Raw genomic sequence first — 18,153 nt, forward strand, 5'->3', positions numbered from 1 at the left:
CGCTGCCGTTTTCGTTTTACTATTTTCTGAGTTCCCCCGATGCTGTTACTGCTAGCCTGCCTGATCGTCCTTGTTTCTGCGCTGGTGCAAACCACGATCGGATTCGGCTTGGCACTGATCGCCGTTCCGCTATTGGTCTTGATCGATCCGCAGATGGTGCCGGCACCGCTGATCATCGTCTCGCTGCTGCAGCTGAGCATCTCGGCGTGGAAACATCGTAGTGAGATCCACTGGAAACCGTTGTGGATCGCGCTGATCACCCGGATCCCCGGCACCGCCCTGGCGGTCTGGTTGATGGGGCGCTACGGCATCGACGGAATCAAGATCTTTATCGCCACCTCGGTGCTGTTGGCGGTTGCCATCAGTCTGTTCAAATTTGAAGCCGAACCCAACCAGCGCAACCATGCCATCGCCGGTTTCTTCTCGGCCTTGAGCGGCACCACCACGGCCATCGGCGGGCCACCGATGGCGCTGCTGTATCAGAATCAACCGGCGGACTACGTGCGAGCCAACCTGTCGGCCTACTTCACCATCGGCAGTATGATCTCCCTCGCCGGGGTAGCCATGGGCGGCTTTATCACCGCCCAGAGCTGGGTCTACGTGGCCTGGTTCGTCCCTGCCACCCTGCTGGGCACCGTGCTCGGGCTGCGCTTGCGCCATCGAGTTAACGCTCAACTGATTCGACCGGCCATTCTGGTGCTCTGTTCGGCCAGCGCCCTAATCGTTATCGGACAGACCCTGGTGAGCTGAGTCAACCTGCGGGAACAGGCGCTAACCGAAAACAAACCGGTCTGCGGCTAAACTTTTTGGCCGCCGCGCAATCCAAACGGTTCAATCAGTCATGAATTAGGAGCCCGACCCGCGATGACGCAGGCATTTCGAACCCTCTCACGTCCCCTGATCCTGACCGCCGTCATGGCCCTGGGGCTACTCAGCGCGCAAGCCAACGCCACGCTGCCGGCCCATGACTCCCAAGGTCAACCGCTACCAACCCTGGCACCGTTGATGAAGTCGGTAACCCCGGCCGTGGTAAACATCTCCACCTTCACCAATCGCCGGGTCAGCAATCCCCTATTGCAGGATCCGTTCTTTCGCCGCTTCTTCAGCCTGCCCCAGCAACCCCAACAGCCGCAGCGCCAACGCCGCTCGCAGAGCGCCGGCTCCGGGGTCATTATCGATGCCGAGCAGGGGCTGGTGGTGACCAACCACCATGTGATCGCCAATTCCGATGAGATCCATATCGCCCTGACCGACGGTCGCAGCCTGCAGGCCACTCTGATCGGCAGCGATCCTGACGCGGATCTGGCGCTACTTAAGGTCGAAGCGGACAACCTGACCGAAGTACCGCTGGCCAACTCCGATGCGCTGGAAGTGGGAGACTTCGTGGTTGCAATCGGTAACCCCTTCGGCCTCGGTCAGACCGTCACCACCGGCATCGTCAGTGCCCTGGGACGCACCGGCCTAGGGATCGAAGGCTATGAGAACTTTATTCAGACCGATGCATCGATCAACCCTGGCAACTCCGGCGGCGCCCTGGTCAACCTGCGTGGTGAACTGGTGGGTATCAACACCGCGATCATCGCCCCGGGGGGCGGCAACGTCGGCATCGGCTTTGCGATCCCCAGCAACATGACCCGCGCCATCACCCGCCAGTTGGAAGCCAACGGCGAGGTTCGCCGCGGTAGCCTCGGCGTTGCACTACAGGATATCTCCCCGGACCTTGCCGAAGCCTTCGGCATGGGAGCCGACGAAAAAGGCATCTTGATCAGCCAGATCTCGCCGGGCTCAGCGGCGGAAAAGAACGACCTTCGCTCCGGTGATGTGATCCTTCGAGTTAACGATCAGCCGGTGAAAAACACCGCCGAACTGCGCTCCAAACTGGGCGTCTGGCTGATCGATTCCGAGATCAAGCTGGAGCTGCTGCGCGACGGCAAGCGACTGGACAAAACCGTGATGCTGGACCAGCCCAGTCAGGGCTCCACCGATGGCGGCAGCTACAGCAGCAACCTCAAAGGCGCCACTCTGGCCGAGAGCGATCAGGGCGTGGTGATCGAAACCATCGAACGCAACAGCCCGGCGGCATTCACGGGTCTACGCAGCGGCGACATTATCAGTGCCGTTAATCGCCGCCAGATCAACAATCTGGATGAATTCGCCAAGGCGGCCAATAGTCGCAGTCGCAAACTGCTGCTGTTGATCAATCGCGGCGGTAATGTGCTCTATCTAGCACTATCCAATCGTTAACCAACACCAGTAGATAGGACTGATCCGAAGTCACAGATGGAGCCCAGAAAGAAAACCGGAGCTATCAACCGAGATCGGTAATAGCTCCGGCTAGCGACGCCTTGCAATCAGACTGGAAACGATCTCAGGCTGCGGTCGGCGGACTCTTCAGGGCGCGACGCAGTACCTTGCCGACATTGGTCTTGGGCAGTTCATCGCAGAACTCGACCTGACGCGGAATCTTATACGCGGTCAGTCGTTCACGGCAGTATTCGACGATCTGCTCGACCCCGAGGCTGTCATCATTGCGAACCACAAACAGCTTCACCACCTCACCGCTGCGCTCGTCCGGGACCCCAATAGCGGCGCACTCCAGCACTTCCGGCATGGTGCAGACCACATCCTCGATCTCGTTCGGATAAACGTTGAAGCCGGACACGATGATCATGTCCTTCTTGCGATCGACTATACGGGCAAAGCCGTCATCGGCCAGAATCGCCATATCGCCGGATTGGAACCAACCATCGGCGGACATCACCTCGGCGGTTTCATCCGGACGCTGCCAGTAGCCATCCATCACCTGGGGACCACGGATACAGAGCTCACCCGGCTGACCGGTCGGCAGCTCCACCCCTTCATCATCCACCACTTTCAATTGAGTCAGCGGAATCGGTATGCCGATCGACCCCAGCTGTACCTTGCCGGGCTGATTGAAAGTGACGGCCGGTGAGGTTTCGGTCAGTCCGTAACCCTCAAGAATGCCGCAGCCGGTGACCTGTTCCCACTGTTTAGCGGCATCCATGGTCAGGGCCATGCCCCCGGATGCGGTAAATTTCAGCTGGCTGAAGTCCAGCTCACCGAACTCCTTGTTGTTGGCCAACGCCACAAACAGGGTGTTAAGCCCGGCAAAGCCGGTAAACTTCCATTTCTTCAGCTCTTTGACAAAGCCGGGAATATCGCGTGGATTGGGGATCAGTACACTTTGATTGCCGGTACCCAACAGCAACATGCAATGCAGCGTGAAGGCATAGATATGGTAGAGCGGCAACGGACCGATAAAGACCTCTTTTTTAGCACCGATAAAATCGCCGAAATGAGTAGCCAGCTGTAGGTAATTAGCGACCAGATTACCGTGGGTGAGCATCGCCCCCTTGGCCACCCCGGTGGTTCCCCCGGTGTACTGCAGAATCGCCAGATCCTCGGGACCGGGATTGGCGGGGGCATGATCAAATTCACGCCCCTGTTCGAGAGCCTGATTCAGCGAAATGGCGCCAGGGATATTGTACTTGGGCACCATTTTCTTGATGTACTTGACCACCGAGTTCAGCAGCAGCCGCTTGAACGGGCTATGTAGATCGGCCACTTCGGTGACAATAACGTGCTCAATGGGCGTATCCTTGATCACCTGTTCCGCACGATCACCGCAGCCGGCGAAAACGACCAGCGCCTTAGCACCGGAATCGTTGAACTGGTGACGCATCTCGTTGGCGGTATAAAGTGGGTTGGTATTCACGACTACCAGCCCGGCCCGAATGGCGCCGAAAACCACCACCGGATACTGGATTAAGTTGGGGAGCTGGACCGCAATGCGATCACCCGCCTTGAGTCCGAGCACGTGTTGGAGAAAAGCGGCAAAGTCTGCCGAAAGACGATCCACCTCGGTGTATGTCAGCGTACGCCCGAGACTGGTGTAGGCTGGTTGGTCGGAAAATCGTTGACAGGATAACGCCAGCACTTCATTGATCGAGTTAACCCCGTCCGGATTAATCGCTGCCAGAAAGGGCTTTTCCTGGGTGATCTCTTGGCTGGCTACTTCACTCACGTTCATTATCTGACCTAGTCCTGTTGTTATTCGAATGGGAGCAGCGATAAACACATCGGCCCGCCGGGTCTCAACCGGGCGGGCAATACCACAAGGGGCTGTTAACAGGCCCTGACTTCACTTTAGCTGACCGGGAAAAGCGCTGTCAGTCGAGTCGCCAGCATCATGTCACCGGTCACCATCAGCTTACCGGCCATAAACGCCTGCATCCCATCGGTTTCGCCGGACAGAAGCTCCTCGAAGGTTTCGTCATCCAGGCTCAGGGTGGCATTGGGATCATCGTGCTCACCGGCATTGAGAGTACAGGTACCGTCGACAATGGTCACGTAGAAGGGATCGCCCCCTTCGAGCTGATACTGGAAAACCGCATCCAGATCGCCGGCCGCATCGGCGTCAAAACGGCTCACCATGGTATCGAGCATTTGTTGATGTGACATAGATTCTCTCCCGGATGTCAGTGTATTGAGATTAGTGCTGTTGAGAAATTTGGCATTGGGCCGCCCGGCAGCGGGCGGCCTCGGAGCGCGCATAGAAACCATCGACTCACTCCGATCAGAAGGCGAAATCTTCGGCGGCCAGCGCCATCAGATTATCGGCACCGGAGGTCATGGTGGTCGCCAGAGTCTGAGTGCGCGGCAGGAGGCGGGCGAAGTAGAAGTTCGCCGTCGCCAGTTTGGCCTGATAGAACGCCTCTTCGGAGGTGCCTTCGGCCAGCTTCTGCTGCGCAACCTGAGCACTGCGAGCCCAGAAGTAAGCCAGCACGATGTAACCGGAGTACATCAGGTAATCGACCGATGCGGCGCCCACCTCTTCGCGGTTCTGCATCGCCGACATACCGATCTTCATGGTCAGCTCACCCCACTCTTTGTTGAGCTTGTTCAAGGGCTCAACGTAAGCGGCCATCGCTTCATCGCCTTCGGCGGCCTGACAGAATTTATGCACGATCTTGGTGAAGGTCTTCAGCGACTCGCCCTGGCTCATCAGCACCTTGCGACCCAGCAGGTCCAGCGCCTGGATACCGGTGGTTCCCTCGTACAGCATCGAGATCCGTGAATCCCGGACGTTCTGTTCCATGCCCCACTCGCTGATAAAGCCGTGACCACCAAAACACTGCAGACCCAGGTTGGCGGACTCGAAACCGACTTCGGTCAGGAATGCCTTGGCGATCGGGGTCAGGAAGGACAGCAGCGCATCCGCCTGCTGGCGCTCTTCATCGGTGTTGGCGTGCTTAACAATATCGACCTGCTGAGCGGCAAAGTAGATCAACGCCCGGCCACCCTCGGCAAAGGCCTTCTGAGTCAGCAACATCCGGCGCACATCGGGATGGACAATGATCGGGTCGGCGGACTTCTCCGGCGCCTTCGGTCCGGTCAGCGAGCGCATCTGCAGTCGTTCGCGGGCGTAATCCAGCGAGCCCTGAAAACCGACCTCGGCGTGGCACAACCCCTGGATCGCAGTACCCAGACGAGCGGTATTCATAAAGGTGAACATGCAGTTCAGGCCCTTGTTTGGCGGCCCGATCAGGTAACCTTTGGCGCTATCGAAGTTCATCACACAGGTGGAGTTACCGTGGATACCCATCTTGTGCTCCAGCGAGCCACAGGCCACACCGTTGCGATCGCCTAGCGAACCATCGTCGTTGACATTGAACTTGGGCACGATAAACAGCGAAATGCCCTTGGTCCCTTCGGGAGCATCCGGTAGGCGTGCCAGCACGATATGGACGATATTCTCGGCCATGTCATGCTCACCGGCGGAGATAAATATCTTGGTGCCGGAGACGCTGTAAGTGCCGTCGTCGTTTGGCTCGGCCTTGGTACGCAGCAGTCCCAGATCGGTGCCGCAGTGGGGTTCGGTCAGGCACATGGTGCCGGTCCAGTTACCGGAGATCAGTTGGGTCAGGTAGGTCTGTTTCTGGTCATCGGTCCCATGGGCCTCGATGGTGTTCATCGCACCATGGCTCAGCCCCGGGTACATGCTCCAGGACCAGTTCGCCGAACCGACCATTTCATTCAGCACCAGCCCCAGGGATTCCGGCAGGCCCTGACCACCCAGCTCGGTGTTATGGGCCAGCGACGGCCAGCCACCTTCAACAAACTGCTGATAGGCCTCTTTGAAGCCGTCCGGCGTAGTCACTTCGCCATCATTCCACTGACAGCCCTGGGTATCGCCGACCCGGTTCAGCGGTGCCAGCACCTGCTCGGAGAACTTGGCACCCTCTTCGATGATGGCATCAACCATATCCGGTGAAGCCTCATCCGCCCCCAGATTGACGTAATGCTGTTCGGTATCGAGCATCTCATTCAGGACAAAACGGATATCACGCAGTGGTGCTTTATAGTCAGGCATGTTGATCTCCCAGGCTTTATTGGGCCGACAATATTCTTATTTAACGGTACCGCCAGGCAGTACCCTGATGCTTAAAAGCATCGTTCAAGCGCCGCTAACCAACAATGTCAAATCCCACCCTATTAACTAACAATTTCAACCAAACCCAAGCTGAATCGGCGTAGCATTTCGCACCGCATCACCAATAAAATCAATCGATTGATTAAATTAAAAGACGAGAAGCGCAGGCCAATCCTGCACAGACAAAACCAGCCATCACATACAACAGGATAGTTCAAAAAGAGACAGTGCGTACCAGAAAAAAAGCCACGGCAGAGCCGTGGCAAAAGACACACTTGAAATCGGCAAGCCGATCCCAACAGGGTGAGACACCCCAGAGGAAGACGCCCAACGAGAAGCGCCTGTGTTCAAAAGAGTTAGTGTGATTAGAGGCGCTCGATAACGGTCGCAACCCCCTGCCCCATGCCGATACACATGGTAGCCAGACCCAGGGTGCCCTGGCGCTGCTCCATCACGTTCAGCAAGGTGGTGATGATCCGGGTGCCGGAGCAACCCAACGGATGACCAAGCGCGATGGCGCCCCCGTGCAGGTTGACCTTCTGCTCCATCTGATCCAGCAGCTTCAGATCCTTCAGCACCGGCAGCGCCTGGGCCGCAAAGGCTTCATTAAGCTCGATAAAATCCAGATCGGCGGTGGTCAGACCGGCCTTTTTCAGCGCCTGTTTCGACGCCGGAACCGGACCATAGCCCATGATCGCCGGATCACAGCCCGCCACACCCATAGAACGAATGCGCGCCCGCGGCGTCAGCCCCAACGCTTTGGCTTTGGCACCGGACATCAGCAGCACCGCGGAGGCACCATCGGAGAGCGCCGAGGAGCTACCGGCGGTCACAGTACCGCCCTTGGGATCAAACACCGGACGCAGCCCCGCCAGCGAGTCCAGCGAAGCGTCGGCACGGATCACTTCGTCGACCTCGATCAACTTCTTAAAGCCGTTGTCGTCATGACCCTCAACCGGGATGATTTCATTGGCAAAACCGCCCGCCAGCGTCGCGGCATGAGCTTTCTGGTGCGATGCCAGGGCGAAGGCATCCTGCTGCTCACGGCTGATGCCGTGCAGCTTGGACAGCATCTCGGCGGTCAGGCCCATCATCATCGACGCCTTGGCCGCATGCTTGCTCAGCGACGGGGTGATATCGACCCCATGGGTCATGGCCACATGGCCCATGTGCTCGACGCCACCGACCATAAACTGGTCGCCGTTGCCGCTTAGAATGGCTTGAGCGGCGGTATGCAGCGCCGACATCGAGGAGCCACACAGACGGTTGACGGTCTGAGCGGGCACTTCGTGGGGCAGTCGACTCAACAGACCGACGGAGCGGGCGATATTGAAACCCTGCTCCAGAGTCTGGTTTACACAGCCCCAGATCAGATCATCGGTCTGGTTCGGCTTGACGCCTTCGTTACGCTCGAACAGTGCGTCGACCAACACAGCCGACAGCTCATCGGCACGAACATTACGGAAAGCGCCCTGCTTGGAACGCCCCATCGGGGTACGGACGGCATCAACAATTACCGCATCGGTATCCAAATAACTCATCTCTCGATCCCCCGATTAACTGTAAAAACGCTGATTGTCTGCGGCCATCGCACGCAGCTTATCAGTCGGCTTGTATAGGTTGCCCAGGCCCGCAAAGCTGTCGGCCAACTGGCAGAATTCGGCCACACCCATGGCATCGATATAGCGCAGTGCTCCACCGCGGAACGGAGGGAAACCGATGCCGTAGATCAGCCCCATATCGGCTTCGGCCGCCGAGGCAACGATGTTGTCCTCCAGGCAGCGAACGGTCTCCATGCACAACGGCACCATCATCGCGGCGATGATCTCTTCATCGCTGAAGTCACGTTTTTCGGTCACCACTGAATCCAGCAACGCCTGAATCTCCGGCGCCGGCTGCTTACGCAGCTTGCCTTTGCGATCCTTCTCATAGTTGTAGAAACCGCTGCCACTCTTCTGGCCCAGGCGTCCCTGTTCTACCAGTTTGGCAATCGCACTGGGATTATCACTGGCCATTCGATCCGGGAAGCCTTCAGCCATCACGCCGTTGGCATGAACGGCGGTATCCAGGCCCACCACATCGAGCAGGTAAGCCGGGCCCATCGGCCAGCCAAAGCGCTCCATGACCTTGTCGATGCGAGCCAGTTCTACACCGGCTTCCAGCAGCTTGGCGAAACCGCCGAAGTAGGGGAACAGGATCCGATTAACCAGGAAGCCGGGGCAGTCATTGACCACGATCGGGGTCTTACCCATCTTCTGGGCATAGGCCACAGTAGCGGCAATAGCGGCGTCGGAGGTTTTTTCACCGCGGATCACTTCCACCAGCGGCATCCGGTGCACCGGGTTGAAGAAGTGCATACCGCAGAAATTTTCCGGCCGCTGCAGCGACTCGGCCAGACGGCTGATGGAGATCGTTGAGGTGTTGGAGGTCAGAATCGTGTCTTTATCGACCTGCTTTTCGACCTCGGCCAGCACCATCCCTTTGACCTTGGGATTCTCGACCACGGCCTCGACCACCAGATCGACTTCGGCAAAGTCACCGTAGCTCAGGGTCGGGCGAATCCGACTGAGGCTCGCCGCCATCTTCTTGCTGTCCATGCGACCACGCTCAACCTGACCGGACAACAGACGGCTGGCTTCATCCAGACCGGTCTGGATCGCTTGCTCGTTGATATCCTTCATCAGGATCGGCGTACCTTTAACGGCGGACTGATAAGCGATACCGCCACCCATGATGCCGGCACCCAGAACCGCAGCCTGCCCGACCTTGGCCGCACCTTCGACATGACTGGCAGAAACTTTCTTGATCTGCTGATCGCTCAGGAACAGGCCGACTAGGTTGGCGCAAACGTCGGTCTTGGCCACTTTGGCAAACGCCTTGGCTTCCACCTCCAGCGCCTTGTCACGCCCCATGGCTGCGTGTTTCTGCATCGCCTTGATTGCCGCTACCGGTGCCGGGTAGTGAGGTCCCGCCTTACCGGCAACAAAACCTTTGGCGGTTTCAAACGCCATCATCGCGTCCATCGGCGTCAATTTGACCGGGCTGGTCTTCTCGGCACGCCGCGCCAGATAATCGACTTTACCGGCCTGACACTGGGCCAGCAGATCCAGTGCGGCCGCACGCACCTGATCGACCGAAACAACCACGTCGGCAGCACCTTCAAACAAGGCTTTGTCGGCACGTTTTTCGTTGCCGCTACAGATCCATTCGATCGCATTGTCCACCCCGATCAGACGCGGTAGACGTACGCTGCCACCCCAACCCGGGAAGATACCCAGCTTCACTTCCGGCAGACCAACCTTGGCGCTGTCGGCCATTACTCGATAGTCAGTCGACAGGCAGAGCTCGAAACCACCACCCAGGGCCAGACCGTTGATCGCGGTGACGGTCGGACAAGGCAGGTCTTCCAGGGCATTGAAGATCTGGTTCAAGCCCAGATTCATCTCGACGATCTCTTCTTCGCTACGGGCAAAGACACCGTGGAACATGGTGATATCGGCACCGACGATGAACGCGTCCTTGGCGCTGCTCACCAGCACACCGGCAATATTGCTCTGGCCCTGCAACGCTTCGATCGCTGCCTTGAATTCTGTCAGCGCCTGCTCGTCAAACTTATTGATCGAGCTGCCTTCACGATCAAAGCGCAGTTCGAAGATGTTATCTTCCAACGCGATGACCTGAATCGCTTGTCCTTGGTAGATCATGGTTTCACCCTTATCCGGTTATCCGAATCGCTCGGAGTGGATGGTTATTGTTCTCCCGGGTCTCAGCCCGGCAGGGATAATGCATTGTTGGTCAGCAGCCAGCAGCAGACAATGTCAGTTTTGGCCAAATTAATGACAAAAACGGTCTACCTGGTTTATTAAGCGCACTCTAACGCGCAATAAACCACAGCCGTACTGCCTACAACTTAGCAGCCAGGGAGAGGATTGCAGGGATCGATGGGGTCTGGATTCAGCTGATCTGACGGCGGTAATCGCCGGGGGTCATACCGGTCCATTTTTTGAACGAACGGAAAAATGCGCTGGTCTCTTCAAAGCCCATCAGCAGGGCCACGTCGGTATTGCTGAGATCCGGATAACTCAAATAGTTGGTTGCCGCCTCGCGACGGCACTCATCCTTGATCTTCTGGTAGGAGGTCCCTTCAGCCTGCAGGCGCCGACGTAGCGTGGTTACCGACATGTGCAGGGCTTCAGCCACCTGTTCAGCCCCCGGCAGCGGGCGACTGAAATCTCGCCCAATCAGCGCCCTTACCTGGGCCCTCAGGCTGTTGTCACTATCGACCATCACCAACAGTTGATAGGGTGCGGTTTTTAAGAAGCCCTGCAGGCTCTCTTCGGTCTGAACCAGCGGCAGTTTGGACTGGGTCAACTCGAAACGTAGCTGATTGACCGGCTGATTAAATTTCACCGGAGCCTGAAACAGCACCTCATAATCACGGGCATCTCGGGGCTTGGAAAAGCTGAAGCAAACTGCTGACAATTCCACCCGACGGCCCACCAGCCAGCTCTGAAAATGGTGCCAGCAGGACAACGCGGTACGGATCGAATTTCGACCGGCATCGGCCATAATCTGGTCGAACTCTTCAACACTGACCTCTTCCAGTGGCGCCAGGGAGATGCTGCCATGGCGGCCGCGTTCTTCGTACTTGGGCTTTATTCGCGCGCCGCGACAGATCTCGTAAAACTCGCTGGCCCGCTGCATCGCCTCCCCCAGAGTCGGACAATGGATACAACACAGGCACATCATCCGGAAGGTACCGTTGGGTACCTTGCCGCCGCTGGGCATACCGTAGGATTCATCGCGCATCTGCCACATCGCCTTCTGATACAGACGACCGTACTTGGCAGCAGAGAGCTCCGGTTGCTGCAGCTCTTCGGCACTGATCTCGGCGGCTTCCAGCAGCGCCCGCAGATCGGCGGAGCTATCCTCCAATGACTTGATCAGTGAATGGACATACGCAGCGGGGACAGTCAGATCAGACACAACGACACCTTAGTCAGCATAACAGTAGCAATAGCAACCATATGACTACGAAGACATCTATTTATCAAGTCAAAAACCTGCTTTATGACTAACATAAACCGCCAACCGACCCCTTATCCTCACCACCGGGCCGAACTTGTTCGCCGCCGACGAGTCCAAATTCGCAACAGCAGCCAACAACAATCCAGTTACCTGCTGAGAATCCTTGAGCCGATAAGGTAATTCCGATGCCATCTCCTTCACACCTGGCCCTGATCGGCCTTGTTAGCCTGGTACTGAGCGGCTGCAACAGCGTCACTTCCAACGTGATCAGCTTCCATGAAAACCAGCTCGAACACCGCGGCTCCATCAGCGTTCAGCCTGCTGACCCAGCGCTGCGCGACAGCCTGGAATTTGATCATCATCGGTTTATGCTGGAGCACTTCCTGAGCCTGGAGGGCTACCGGGTGATCGACAGCCATCAACCGGGCGCCGCCCAAACCGACTTGGTTGCCCTGCTTGATTACGAAGTCGAAGGGGTGCAGACCGAAGTTCGCAGTTATCCACACTTCAGTTACGGTTTCGGCAGTTATCGGGGATCCAATTCGGTCCATTTCGGCACCCACTGGGACCGCCACGACTGGATCACCCATCAATCCATGGCCCATGCCTCAGCACAAAACCGCTTCAATCGCATCCTCAGGCTGCAGATCCGGGCCAACAGCGACGCTTCGGACAATCCGCCAATTTACGAAGGACGTGTCCAGAGCCTGGGGCGCTGCAGCAACATCACCCCGGTGTTCAACGCCATGCTGAAAGCCCTGTTTACCGACTTTCCCGGCCAGCCCGGCCAGAACCGCAAAGTCAAAATCGAATCCAACGGCGATAGCTGCTAGCATCCCGAGGCCAAGTCAGATCGCCTTCGGGCGCCATCATCAACGCCAAGGGAACAGAGTATGGCTCGCGCCCAGATAATCAGCGCCGCAAAGGTGATCGATAATGTCGGCTGTATGCAGCACTGCCTGACCCTGGAGCAGCGCATCATCGATCTAGGCCATCCCCTGCGCCAGCTCCATATCGACCCGCTTAGCACCGACTGGCACAGCCCGGAACAACCGGACCACTTCCGCAGCGGCTGTGGCCCGATCGAAGCCCTGGCACGAGCTCAGCAACTGATCCAAGAGGGTACTCCGGCGGTCGTCATCTGCGGCGAGGACAATATCAAGACCGGCTACGCCCGCCATCAACGACTGGAGTTGATGGAGATCTACGGTCAACAGCAGCCGATCACCGAAGCCTACAACGCCCTGGCACTCCGCTTCTTGCAGCTGCACCAGATCGACGAAAGCCACTTCCGTCAGCTGGCCCACGCCCTGTTCGACAACTACTGCCTCAGTTACCGCAATGTACTCAGCGATGAGTTCAGCGAAGAACTGCTGCCCGATGCCCGCTGGCACCAACCGCTGACCTCGCTGTTCCGCGGGGTCGATTGCGCCAACCCGCTGGTGGACTTTCAGGGCCGCCTGCTGATCGTCAGCGATCAATTAGCCGATCAACTGGCCTGCCCGATTGAGCAGCGTCTGGATATCCGTGCGGTTGGCCTGAGTCGACTGCAGCAGGACGGCCCCGAGGGGCTCGAACAGATCGCCCGCTACGACCATCTCGAAGCGGCCTATCAGGACTGCTGTCGCGAAGCCAAGGTCGATTTTGCGGATGAATTCAAAGCCGGTCAGGGCCTGCTCGAAGCCTATACCTGCTACCCGGTGGTGCCGATGGCATTCCTGCTGGCATCGGGCTTGGTGGACGTTCTGGAACAGATTCCGGCGTTTCTGCAACGCCACAGCATTACCGTCACCGGCGGCATGAACCTGGCCAAAGCGGCCTGGAACAACCCGGCTCTGAACGCCCTGATCAGTATGCATCACTGTCTGCTGAACGGTGACGAGCGCTACGGCATGGTGCACGGTAATGGAGGATTAGGGTATCGCCAGGGGGTTGCGCTGCTGGCCAAAGTCGACCGCTAACCGCTCCAGTACTATTGAGTTCGCGCCGCTAGCCCTGGGTGACCACCAGGTCGCCCTTGGGACGGCAGCTGCAGGCCAGCACGTAGCCCTGCTCCTTGTCCTGCTCTGACAGGCCGGCATCCTGCAGTACTTCCACCTCACCACTCTCCAGCTTGACCCGGCAACTACCGCAGAAACCTCCACGACAGGAAAATGGAATCGCCACCCCAGCCTTCTCGGCCTGCTCCAGCAGGGTACTGTGGGTGTCGCCTTCGACAAAGCTGTCCCAGGAGTCGAACAGAATCTTGACCGGCTGATCCGGCTTCGCATCGGAGGAGTCGTCAAACTCCCGCACCCCGAAGCTCTCTTCGAAGTAGTGGGTTTCCGGTAATCCCAGCGCCAACAACAACTCCTTGGCACGGGCCATAAATGGATGGGGACCGCAGACGTAGGCCTGCCGCTCGCTGAGCTTTGACACCGCCTCCAACATCGAACGATCCAATCGACCACGGAAGCTGCGCAGATCACCGGGCTTGGCCTGGGTCAGGGTGTAAACCAGCTCGCACCGGCCATGCTGGGCCGCCAGCAGTTCCAGCTCTTGGCGGGCGATCAGGTCGGCCTCGGTATGGGCGCTATGGAAAAACACGATATCGTTATCAAGCTGCAAGTCGGTCATCCAGCGCAACATCGACAACATCGGGGTGATACCACTACCAGCCGACAACAGCAGGATCTTGTCCTGAGGCGCGGCGAAACAGTGGAAATCCCCTGCAGGGGCACGCGCATGTATGGAATCACCCAGTTTCAGGTTATCGTGCAGCCAGTTGGAGATCCGCCCGCCCTCGACTCGCTTGACCGTTATCGACAACCGCTCCGGACGGCTGGGGCTGCTCGATAGGGTATAGTTTCGATGGACCGGCTCGCCGTCGACTTCCAGCTCAAGGCAGATAAACTGGCCCGGTTGGTAGTCCGGCTGAAGCTTACCGGCCAGTTCAAACGTAAAGGTGCGCACATCCGCCGTCTCATCTCGCAGATGAACGCAGTGCAGCTCGGCCAGCTCGTTACTGCGCCAGCGATGGGGCCGAACGGCGGGTTTCGGCTTCGGCGGCGCATTATCCGGATAGTGCGGCGGCTCGACAGTTTCCAGCACCTCAATCGGATCATAGAGAGTTATTTTTCCCGGATTAGCCGCCACGAAGTTCTGACCGAAATAGACCTTCCGATCCTCACCTTTGCGATAACGTGACAACGTCACCAGCGGTTCATTATCCGCATCGGGCTGAGCCGTCTGCGGGTCGATGCTGGTCAGCACACAACGTGAACAGCCGTCGGTAGCGACAAACTCGACCTCACCGATACGAATCCGCTTCCAGCTGTCCTCGGCAAAGGCTTCGCAACCCTTGGCCACCAGGTTGGGGCGAAATCGGGTCATCGGAAGCTCCCGACCAACCCGGCTGTTGAGATCCTCCAGAGAGGCTTCAGAGATCAACAACAGCGGGGAGGCATCGGCGAAACTGACCTGCCCGTCCGGCACGCCGTCAAAACCTTCTTTTCTCGGTCGCTGGGTCTGCTCACCGCAGTACAGCAACTGAACCGGCTCCTCCAGCAGACGGCTGAACCAGTCTGCGGCCGCGTCACCGCAACTCTGGCCCTGCATCGACTGACCCCAGATCTCCAATGGCCGGTAGTCATCAACGAAATCACGGTAATTCAGCGTAATGGGTTCCATCTCCGGTGCCCGAAGGTGCAAACCGTCAGCACCCAGCGCGCTGTGAACCAGCAACAATCTGGAATGGGTGCGGGCGGTGACGAAGCTGCCGTCCGGTCGGGCGACGACAAAACGGCGATCGAACGCCAGCCCCCGCTCCTCCATATAGGCATGATTCAGGTGAATACCGGTGGTGGACTTAATCGGATAAACGCTGATCTGACTGACGCAGGGGTTGGACATAATGCAATACCGCTGTTGAGGGACTGCTTGAAAGTAGCAGATCAAAACCCGTTTTTCATCAGCGGTTTATTAAAGCAAGGAGCACCGAATCAGTGATTCGATGCCGGATTGAGACGAGCAGCAGGAAGGAAGAAATTACTGCTCGTCACTCCGAGATCGAGGACTTAGGGAACCTGCGAATAAGTCTTTGCTAGCTTCTGGCTTTCAGCTTGGTTCGCAATCCAGGCGCAGCTTTGAAGTCATGTCTAGACCTTACGAAAAGCTGCAACGCAGAGTGCGGATCAAGCTGAAAGCCCCGCAGGGCAAGGCCTGAAGCACACAATTTCGTCGTTGCAACCTTTGCTAAGGGCGACGGCCATTAGCTTCAGCTTGCGTCTAGAACTTGCGTACTTCAGGCGCTTGCAGAAGCCGCAGAGACTTGTTCGCTGGTTCCTTAGCTCTGATCGTCGATCTCTGCTGCCAGGCGGGCTGCCGGCAGATAGCCGGGCATCAGGCGGCCGCTTTCCAATACCAGCGCAGGGGTCCCGGTGACACCGAAACGCTGCCCCAGGTCATAGTGATCGGCCACCGGGTTATCACAGCTCTTCGACGCTACCCGGGCACCGCTTTTGGACTGGGTCATCGCTTCATGCTGATCATCGGCACACCAGACCGAAACCATCTGCCGGTAGGTACCCGAACCGATGCCGGCGCGAGGAAAGGCCAGATAGCGGACCTCGATCCCTTGCTTGTTGTAGTCTTCCATCTCGCTGTGAAGCTTACGGCAATAACCGCAGTCCACATCGGTAAAGGCGTAAACCACCGCCTTGGTTTCACCCTTGGCCGGGAAACTGATATAGGTGTCGCTGTCCAACCCCTTCAGTGCCTCAGCCCGATACTGATCTTTGCGCTTCTTGCTGAGGTTCACGAACCGATCCTTTTTCAACTGGTACAGATTCCCGAGGACAAAATGGCTGGCATCGGGGCTAGAGAACAGGGTTTCTCCGCTGCTCAGCTCGACCTCGACCACCCCCTCAATCACCGACGGCTTGACCGCGCTGACTTCGATCATCGGATTGACCTGCTGTAGCTTATCGACAATCAGCTTGCGCTGAGAGTCACTCACCTCGGCAGCACTCAACAGGGAACTTCCCAGCAGCAGCGAAAGCGACAGGGGCAGAGAAAACAGAGAAGCGGATAAACGCATGATCACCTCAAAATCTGTGAAAAATGGCCGTGGGCCCGGTTATAACACCCTTAGAGCGCTAACACCCCCAACAAGTTCAGCCACGGGGATGATGTTGTTGATGCAGTGATTGTAATCGGTGCTGGGCAATATGAGTATAGATCTGGGTTGTCGACAGACTCGAATGCCCCAGCAGTAGCTGGACCACCCTAAGATCGGCCCCGTGATTAAGCAGATGCGTGGCAAAGGCATGCCTTAGAGTGTGGGGCGACAGCGGCTTGGTAATACCGGCTAACGCGGCATACTTCTTAATTCGATGCCAGAACGTCTGACGTGTCATCTGACGACCCAACTTGCTCGGGAACAACACCTCGCTGTCACCGCGCTCCAGCAGTAGCACCCGGCCTTGACGCAGATAGCGCGCCAACCACTCGATCGCCTCTTCGCCCAGCGGCACCAGGCGTTCTTTGTCACCCTTGCCGGTGACCCGCACCACGCCCTGGCGCAGATTCACCATCGACAACTCCAACCCCACCAACTCGCTGACTCGCAGACCACAGGCGTAAAGCAACTCCAGCATCACCCGATCACGCAGACCCAGCGGATCCGATGGATCCGGCGCCCCCAACAGCGCCTCCACTTCGACCTCGGTCAGCACCTTGGGGAGCGGCCGGGATTTTTTCGGGTTCTCGATCCGCAGGGTCGGATCGGCATCGATCTCCTGCTCGCGCAGCTGATAACGGAAAAACCCCCGCAGACAGGACAGCGACCTCGCCGTGGAGGCACGACTGTAACCCTCACGCTGGCGGTAACTCTGGTAGCGACGGATCTCCTCGTGGCGGGTCTGCATCAGCCGACCGCCAGCCTGATCCAACCAGATCGAAAACGCTTTGAGGTCACGACGATAGGCACTGAGGGTATGTTCGCTTGAGCCCTTTTCCAACCAGATCGTCTCGATAAAGGCCTCGATATCGGCGTAGCCGGGGTAGTCGTACTTACCGTATTTACGGTTGACGGATTCTGGTTTGGGCTTGGTTTTCATGGCGCCTTTTATACCACCGCAATGGATGTTCAAGCGAGCAATAGCACTACTGAAAGAAGAATCGATCATGGATGAATTGAATTGCGCATTTCCGGCGCCTTAAGGATATGCGCCGCCATATCCTTAAGAACCCTAGGCGGCCCCTGCGAAAACGCCCTGCGGGTACGCGCCCGTGGCGCTATAAACCCCGGCCTAAGGCGGGCCGAAGGGGCATCCATGCCCCTGCGACCCGTCGCGTCGTCCATGACACGACCCTGAAGGGCCTGTTTCAGTCCGCGGTTTACCGTTTTCGAAGGGGAATAGGGTGCAAGCCGTCAATCCGTTTTTTGGTCGAAGACCTGCCATTGCTGCCGTTGAGCACGTAAGCGGAATTCGGATCAGGCCCTCTTTTTCAAAAGAGGGGCGAGGCAGGGACGCCGAGCCGCAGCGTCGGGGCAGGAGCCCCGTTGCTGCGCCCCGAATTTTGCTTACGCGCGCAGTGAACCCGTCAGGGCGGCAGCAGGCGGCTGGCACCAAAAGCGTTTTTTGCTTCGTTTTTGTCGCGACTGACAAAAATGAAGGCGCCCGGCGGGG

Annotated in this window: 13 protein-coding genes; 4 read left to right on the top strand and 9 right to left on the bottom strand. The window is 57.9% G+C overall.

Annotated features, from left to right (window positions below; genetic code table 11):
• Positions 1-39 precede the first annotated feature (39 nt).
• Both DV711_RS12785 and DV711_RS12790 read left to right on the top strand, forming a co-directional pair.
• Positions 40-750: a sulfite exporter TauE/SafE family protein gene (locus DV711_RS12785; protein WP_114696095.1), complete on the top strand. Its 711-nt coding sequence runs from the start codon at positions 40-42 to the stop codon at positions 748-750.
• 114 nt (positions 751-864) lie between these two features.
• Entirely contained in the window at positions 865-2,244 is a 1,380-nt protein-coding gene (locus tag DV711_RS12790) for a DegQ family serine endoprotease (protein WP_114696096.1), read from the top strand.
• Positions 2,245-2,368: 124 nt separating this feature from the next.
• On the opposite strand, the gene DV711_RS12795 is transcribed toward DV711_RS12790, so the two are convergent.
• The 6 genes from DV711_RS12795 to DV711_RS12820 all read right to left on the bottom strand — a co-directional run bounded on the left by DV711_RS12795 (position 2,369) and on the right by DV711_RS12820 (position 11,440).
• Positions 2,369-4,051, bottom strand: coding sequence for an AMP-binding protein (locus tag DV711_RS12795; protein WP_114696097.1), 1,683 nt, complete (start codon positions 4,049-4,051; stop codon positions 2,369-2,371).
• A 116-nt stretch (positions 4,052-4,167) separates the two neighbouring features.
• Positions 4,168-4,482, bottom strand: coding sequence for an SCP2 sterol-binding domain-containing protein (locus tag DV711_RS12800; protein ID WP_114696098.1), 315 nt, complete (start codon positions 4,480-4,482; stop codon positions 4,168-4,170).
• A 115-nt stretch (positions 4,483-4,597) separates the two neighbouring features.
• Positions 4,598-6,394, bottom strand: coding sequence for an acyl-CoA dehydrogenase C-terminal domain-containing protein (locus DV711_RS12805; RefSeq protein ID WP_114696099.1), 1,797 nt, complete (start codon positions 6,392-6,394; stop codon positions 4,598-4,600).
• A gap of 425 nt (positions 6,395-6,819) precedes the next feature.
• Complete coding sequence (fadA, locus tag DV711_RS12810) at positions 6,820-7,995, bottom strand: acetyl-CoA C-acyltransferase FadA (RefSeq protein WP_114696100.1); 1,176 nt, start codon at positions 7,993-7,995, stop codon at positions 6,820-6,822.
• 15 nt (positions 7,996-8,010) lie between these two features.
• On the bottom strand, positions 8,011-10,158 hold the full coding sequence (gene fadB / locus DV711_RS12815; RefSeq protein WP_114696101.1) for a fatty acid oxidation complex subunit alpha FadB: 2,148 nt from the start codon (positions 10,156-10,158) through the stop codon (positions 8,011-8,013).
• Positions 10,159-10,408: 250 nt separating this feature from the next.
• Positions 10,409-11,440, bottom strand: a complete 1,032-nt coding sequence (locus DV711_RS12820; RefSeq protein WP_114696102.1) for an AraC family transcriptional regulator — start codon at positions 11,438-11,440, stop codon at positions 10,409-10,411.
• Positions 11,441-11,667: 227 nt separating this feature from the next.
• On the opposite strand from DV711_RS12820, the gene DV711_RS12825 reads away from it, so the two are divergent.
• Entirely contained in the window at positions 11,668-12,315 is a 648-nt protein-coding gene (locus tag DV711_RS12825; protein ID WP_114696103.1) for a hypothetical protein, read from the top strand.
• Positions 12,316-12,375: 60 nt separating this feature from the next.
• Positions 12,376-13,443, top strand: a complete 1,068-nt coding sequence (locus DV711_RS12830) for a hypothetical protein (protein WP_114696104.1) — start codon at positions 12,376-12,378, stop codon at positions 13,441-13,443.
• Positions 13,444-13,471: 28 nt separating this feature from the next.
• Here DV711_RS12830 and DV711_RS12835 read toward each other — a convergent pair whose 3' ends face one another.
• The 3 genes from DV711_RS12835 to xerD all read right to left on the bottom strand — a co-directional run bounded on the left by DV711_RS12835 (position 13,472) and on the right by xerD (position 17,580).
• Entirely contained in the window at positions 13,472-15,373 is a 1,902-nt protein-coding gene (locus DV711_RS12835) for a hybrid-cluster NAD(P)-dependent oxidoreductase (protein WP_114696105.1), read from the bottom strand.
• Between the two features lie 433 nt (positions 15,374-15,806).
• The gene (locus DV711_RS12840) at positions 15,807-16,559 is read right to left on the bottom strand and encodes a DsbC family protein (RefSeq protein WP_114696106.1); all 753 of its coding nucleotides are present in this window, start codon (positions 16,557-16,559) and stop codon (positions 15,807-15,809) included.
• 76 nt (positions 16,560-16,635) lie between these two features.
• The gene (gene xerD, locus DV711_RS12845) at positions 16,636-17,580 is read right to left on the bottom strand and encodes a site-specific tyrosine recombinase XerD (RefSeq protein WP_114696107.1); all 945 of its coding nucleotides are present in this window, start codon (positions 17,578-17,580) and stop codon (positions 16,636-16,638) included.
• Between the last annotated feature and the right edge of the window lie 573 nt (positions 17,581-18,153).

This window comes from Motiliproteus coralliicola (assembly GCF_003345655.1).
GTDB classification, from domain to species: domain Bacteria; phylum Pseudomonadota; class Gammaproteobacteria; order Pseudomonadales; family Balneatricaceae; genus Motiliproteus; species Motiliproteus coralliicola.

Bases quoted from the DNA above. Each gene is read 5' to 3' on its own strand.
- DV711_RS12790 (WP_114696096.1), top strand. From the start codon at position 865: ATGACGCAGGCATTTCGAACCCTCTCACGTCCCCTGATCCTGACCGCC.
- fadB (WP_114696101.1), bottom strand. From the start codon at position 10,158: ATGATCTACCAAGGACAAGCGATTCAGGTCATCGCGTTGGAAGATAAC.
- DV711_RS12800 (WP_114696098.1), bottom strand. From the start codon at position 4,482: ATGTCACATCAACAAATGCTCGATACCATGGTGAGCCGTTTTGACGCC.
- DV711_RS12825 (WP_114696103.1), top strand. From the start codon at position 11,668: ATGCCATCTCCTTCACACCTGGCCCTGATCGGCCTTGTTAGCCTGGTA.
- DV711_RS12830 (WP_114696104.1), top strand. From the start codon at position 12,376: ATGGCTCGCGCCCAGATAATCAGCGCCGCAAAGGTGATCGATAATGTC.
- DV711_RS12805 (WP_114696099.1), bottom strand. From the start codon at position 6,394: ATGCCTGACTATAAAGCACCACTGCGTGATATCCGTTTTGTCCTGAAT.
- DV711_RS12795 (WP_114696097.1), bottom strand. From the start codon at position 4,051: ATGAACGTGAGTGAAGTAGCCAGCCAAGAGATCACCCAGGAAAAGCCC.
- DV711_RS12835 (WP_114696105.1), bottom strand. From the start codon at position 15,373: ATGTCCAACCCCTGCGTCAGTCAGATCAGCGTTTATCCGATTAAGTCC.
- fadA (WP_114696100.1), bottom strand. From the start codon at position 7,995: ATGAGTTATTTGGATACCGATGCGGTAATTGTTGATGCCGTCCGTACC.
- DV711_RS12840 (WP_114696106.1), bottom strand. From the start codon at position 16,559: ATGCGTTTATCCGCTTCTCTGTTTTCTCTGCCCCTGTCGCTTTCGCTG.
- DV711_RS12785 (WP_114696095.1), top strand. From the start codon at position 40: ATGCTGTTACTGCTAGCCTGCCTGATCGTCCTTGTTTCTGCGCTGGTG.
- xerD (WP_114696107.1), bottom strand. From the start codon at position 17,580: ATGAAAACCAAGCCCAAACCAGAATCCGTCAACCGTAAATACGGTAAG.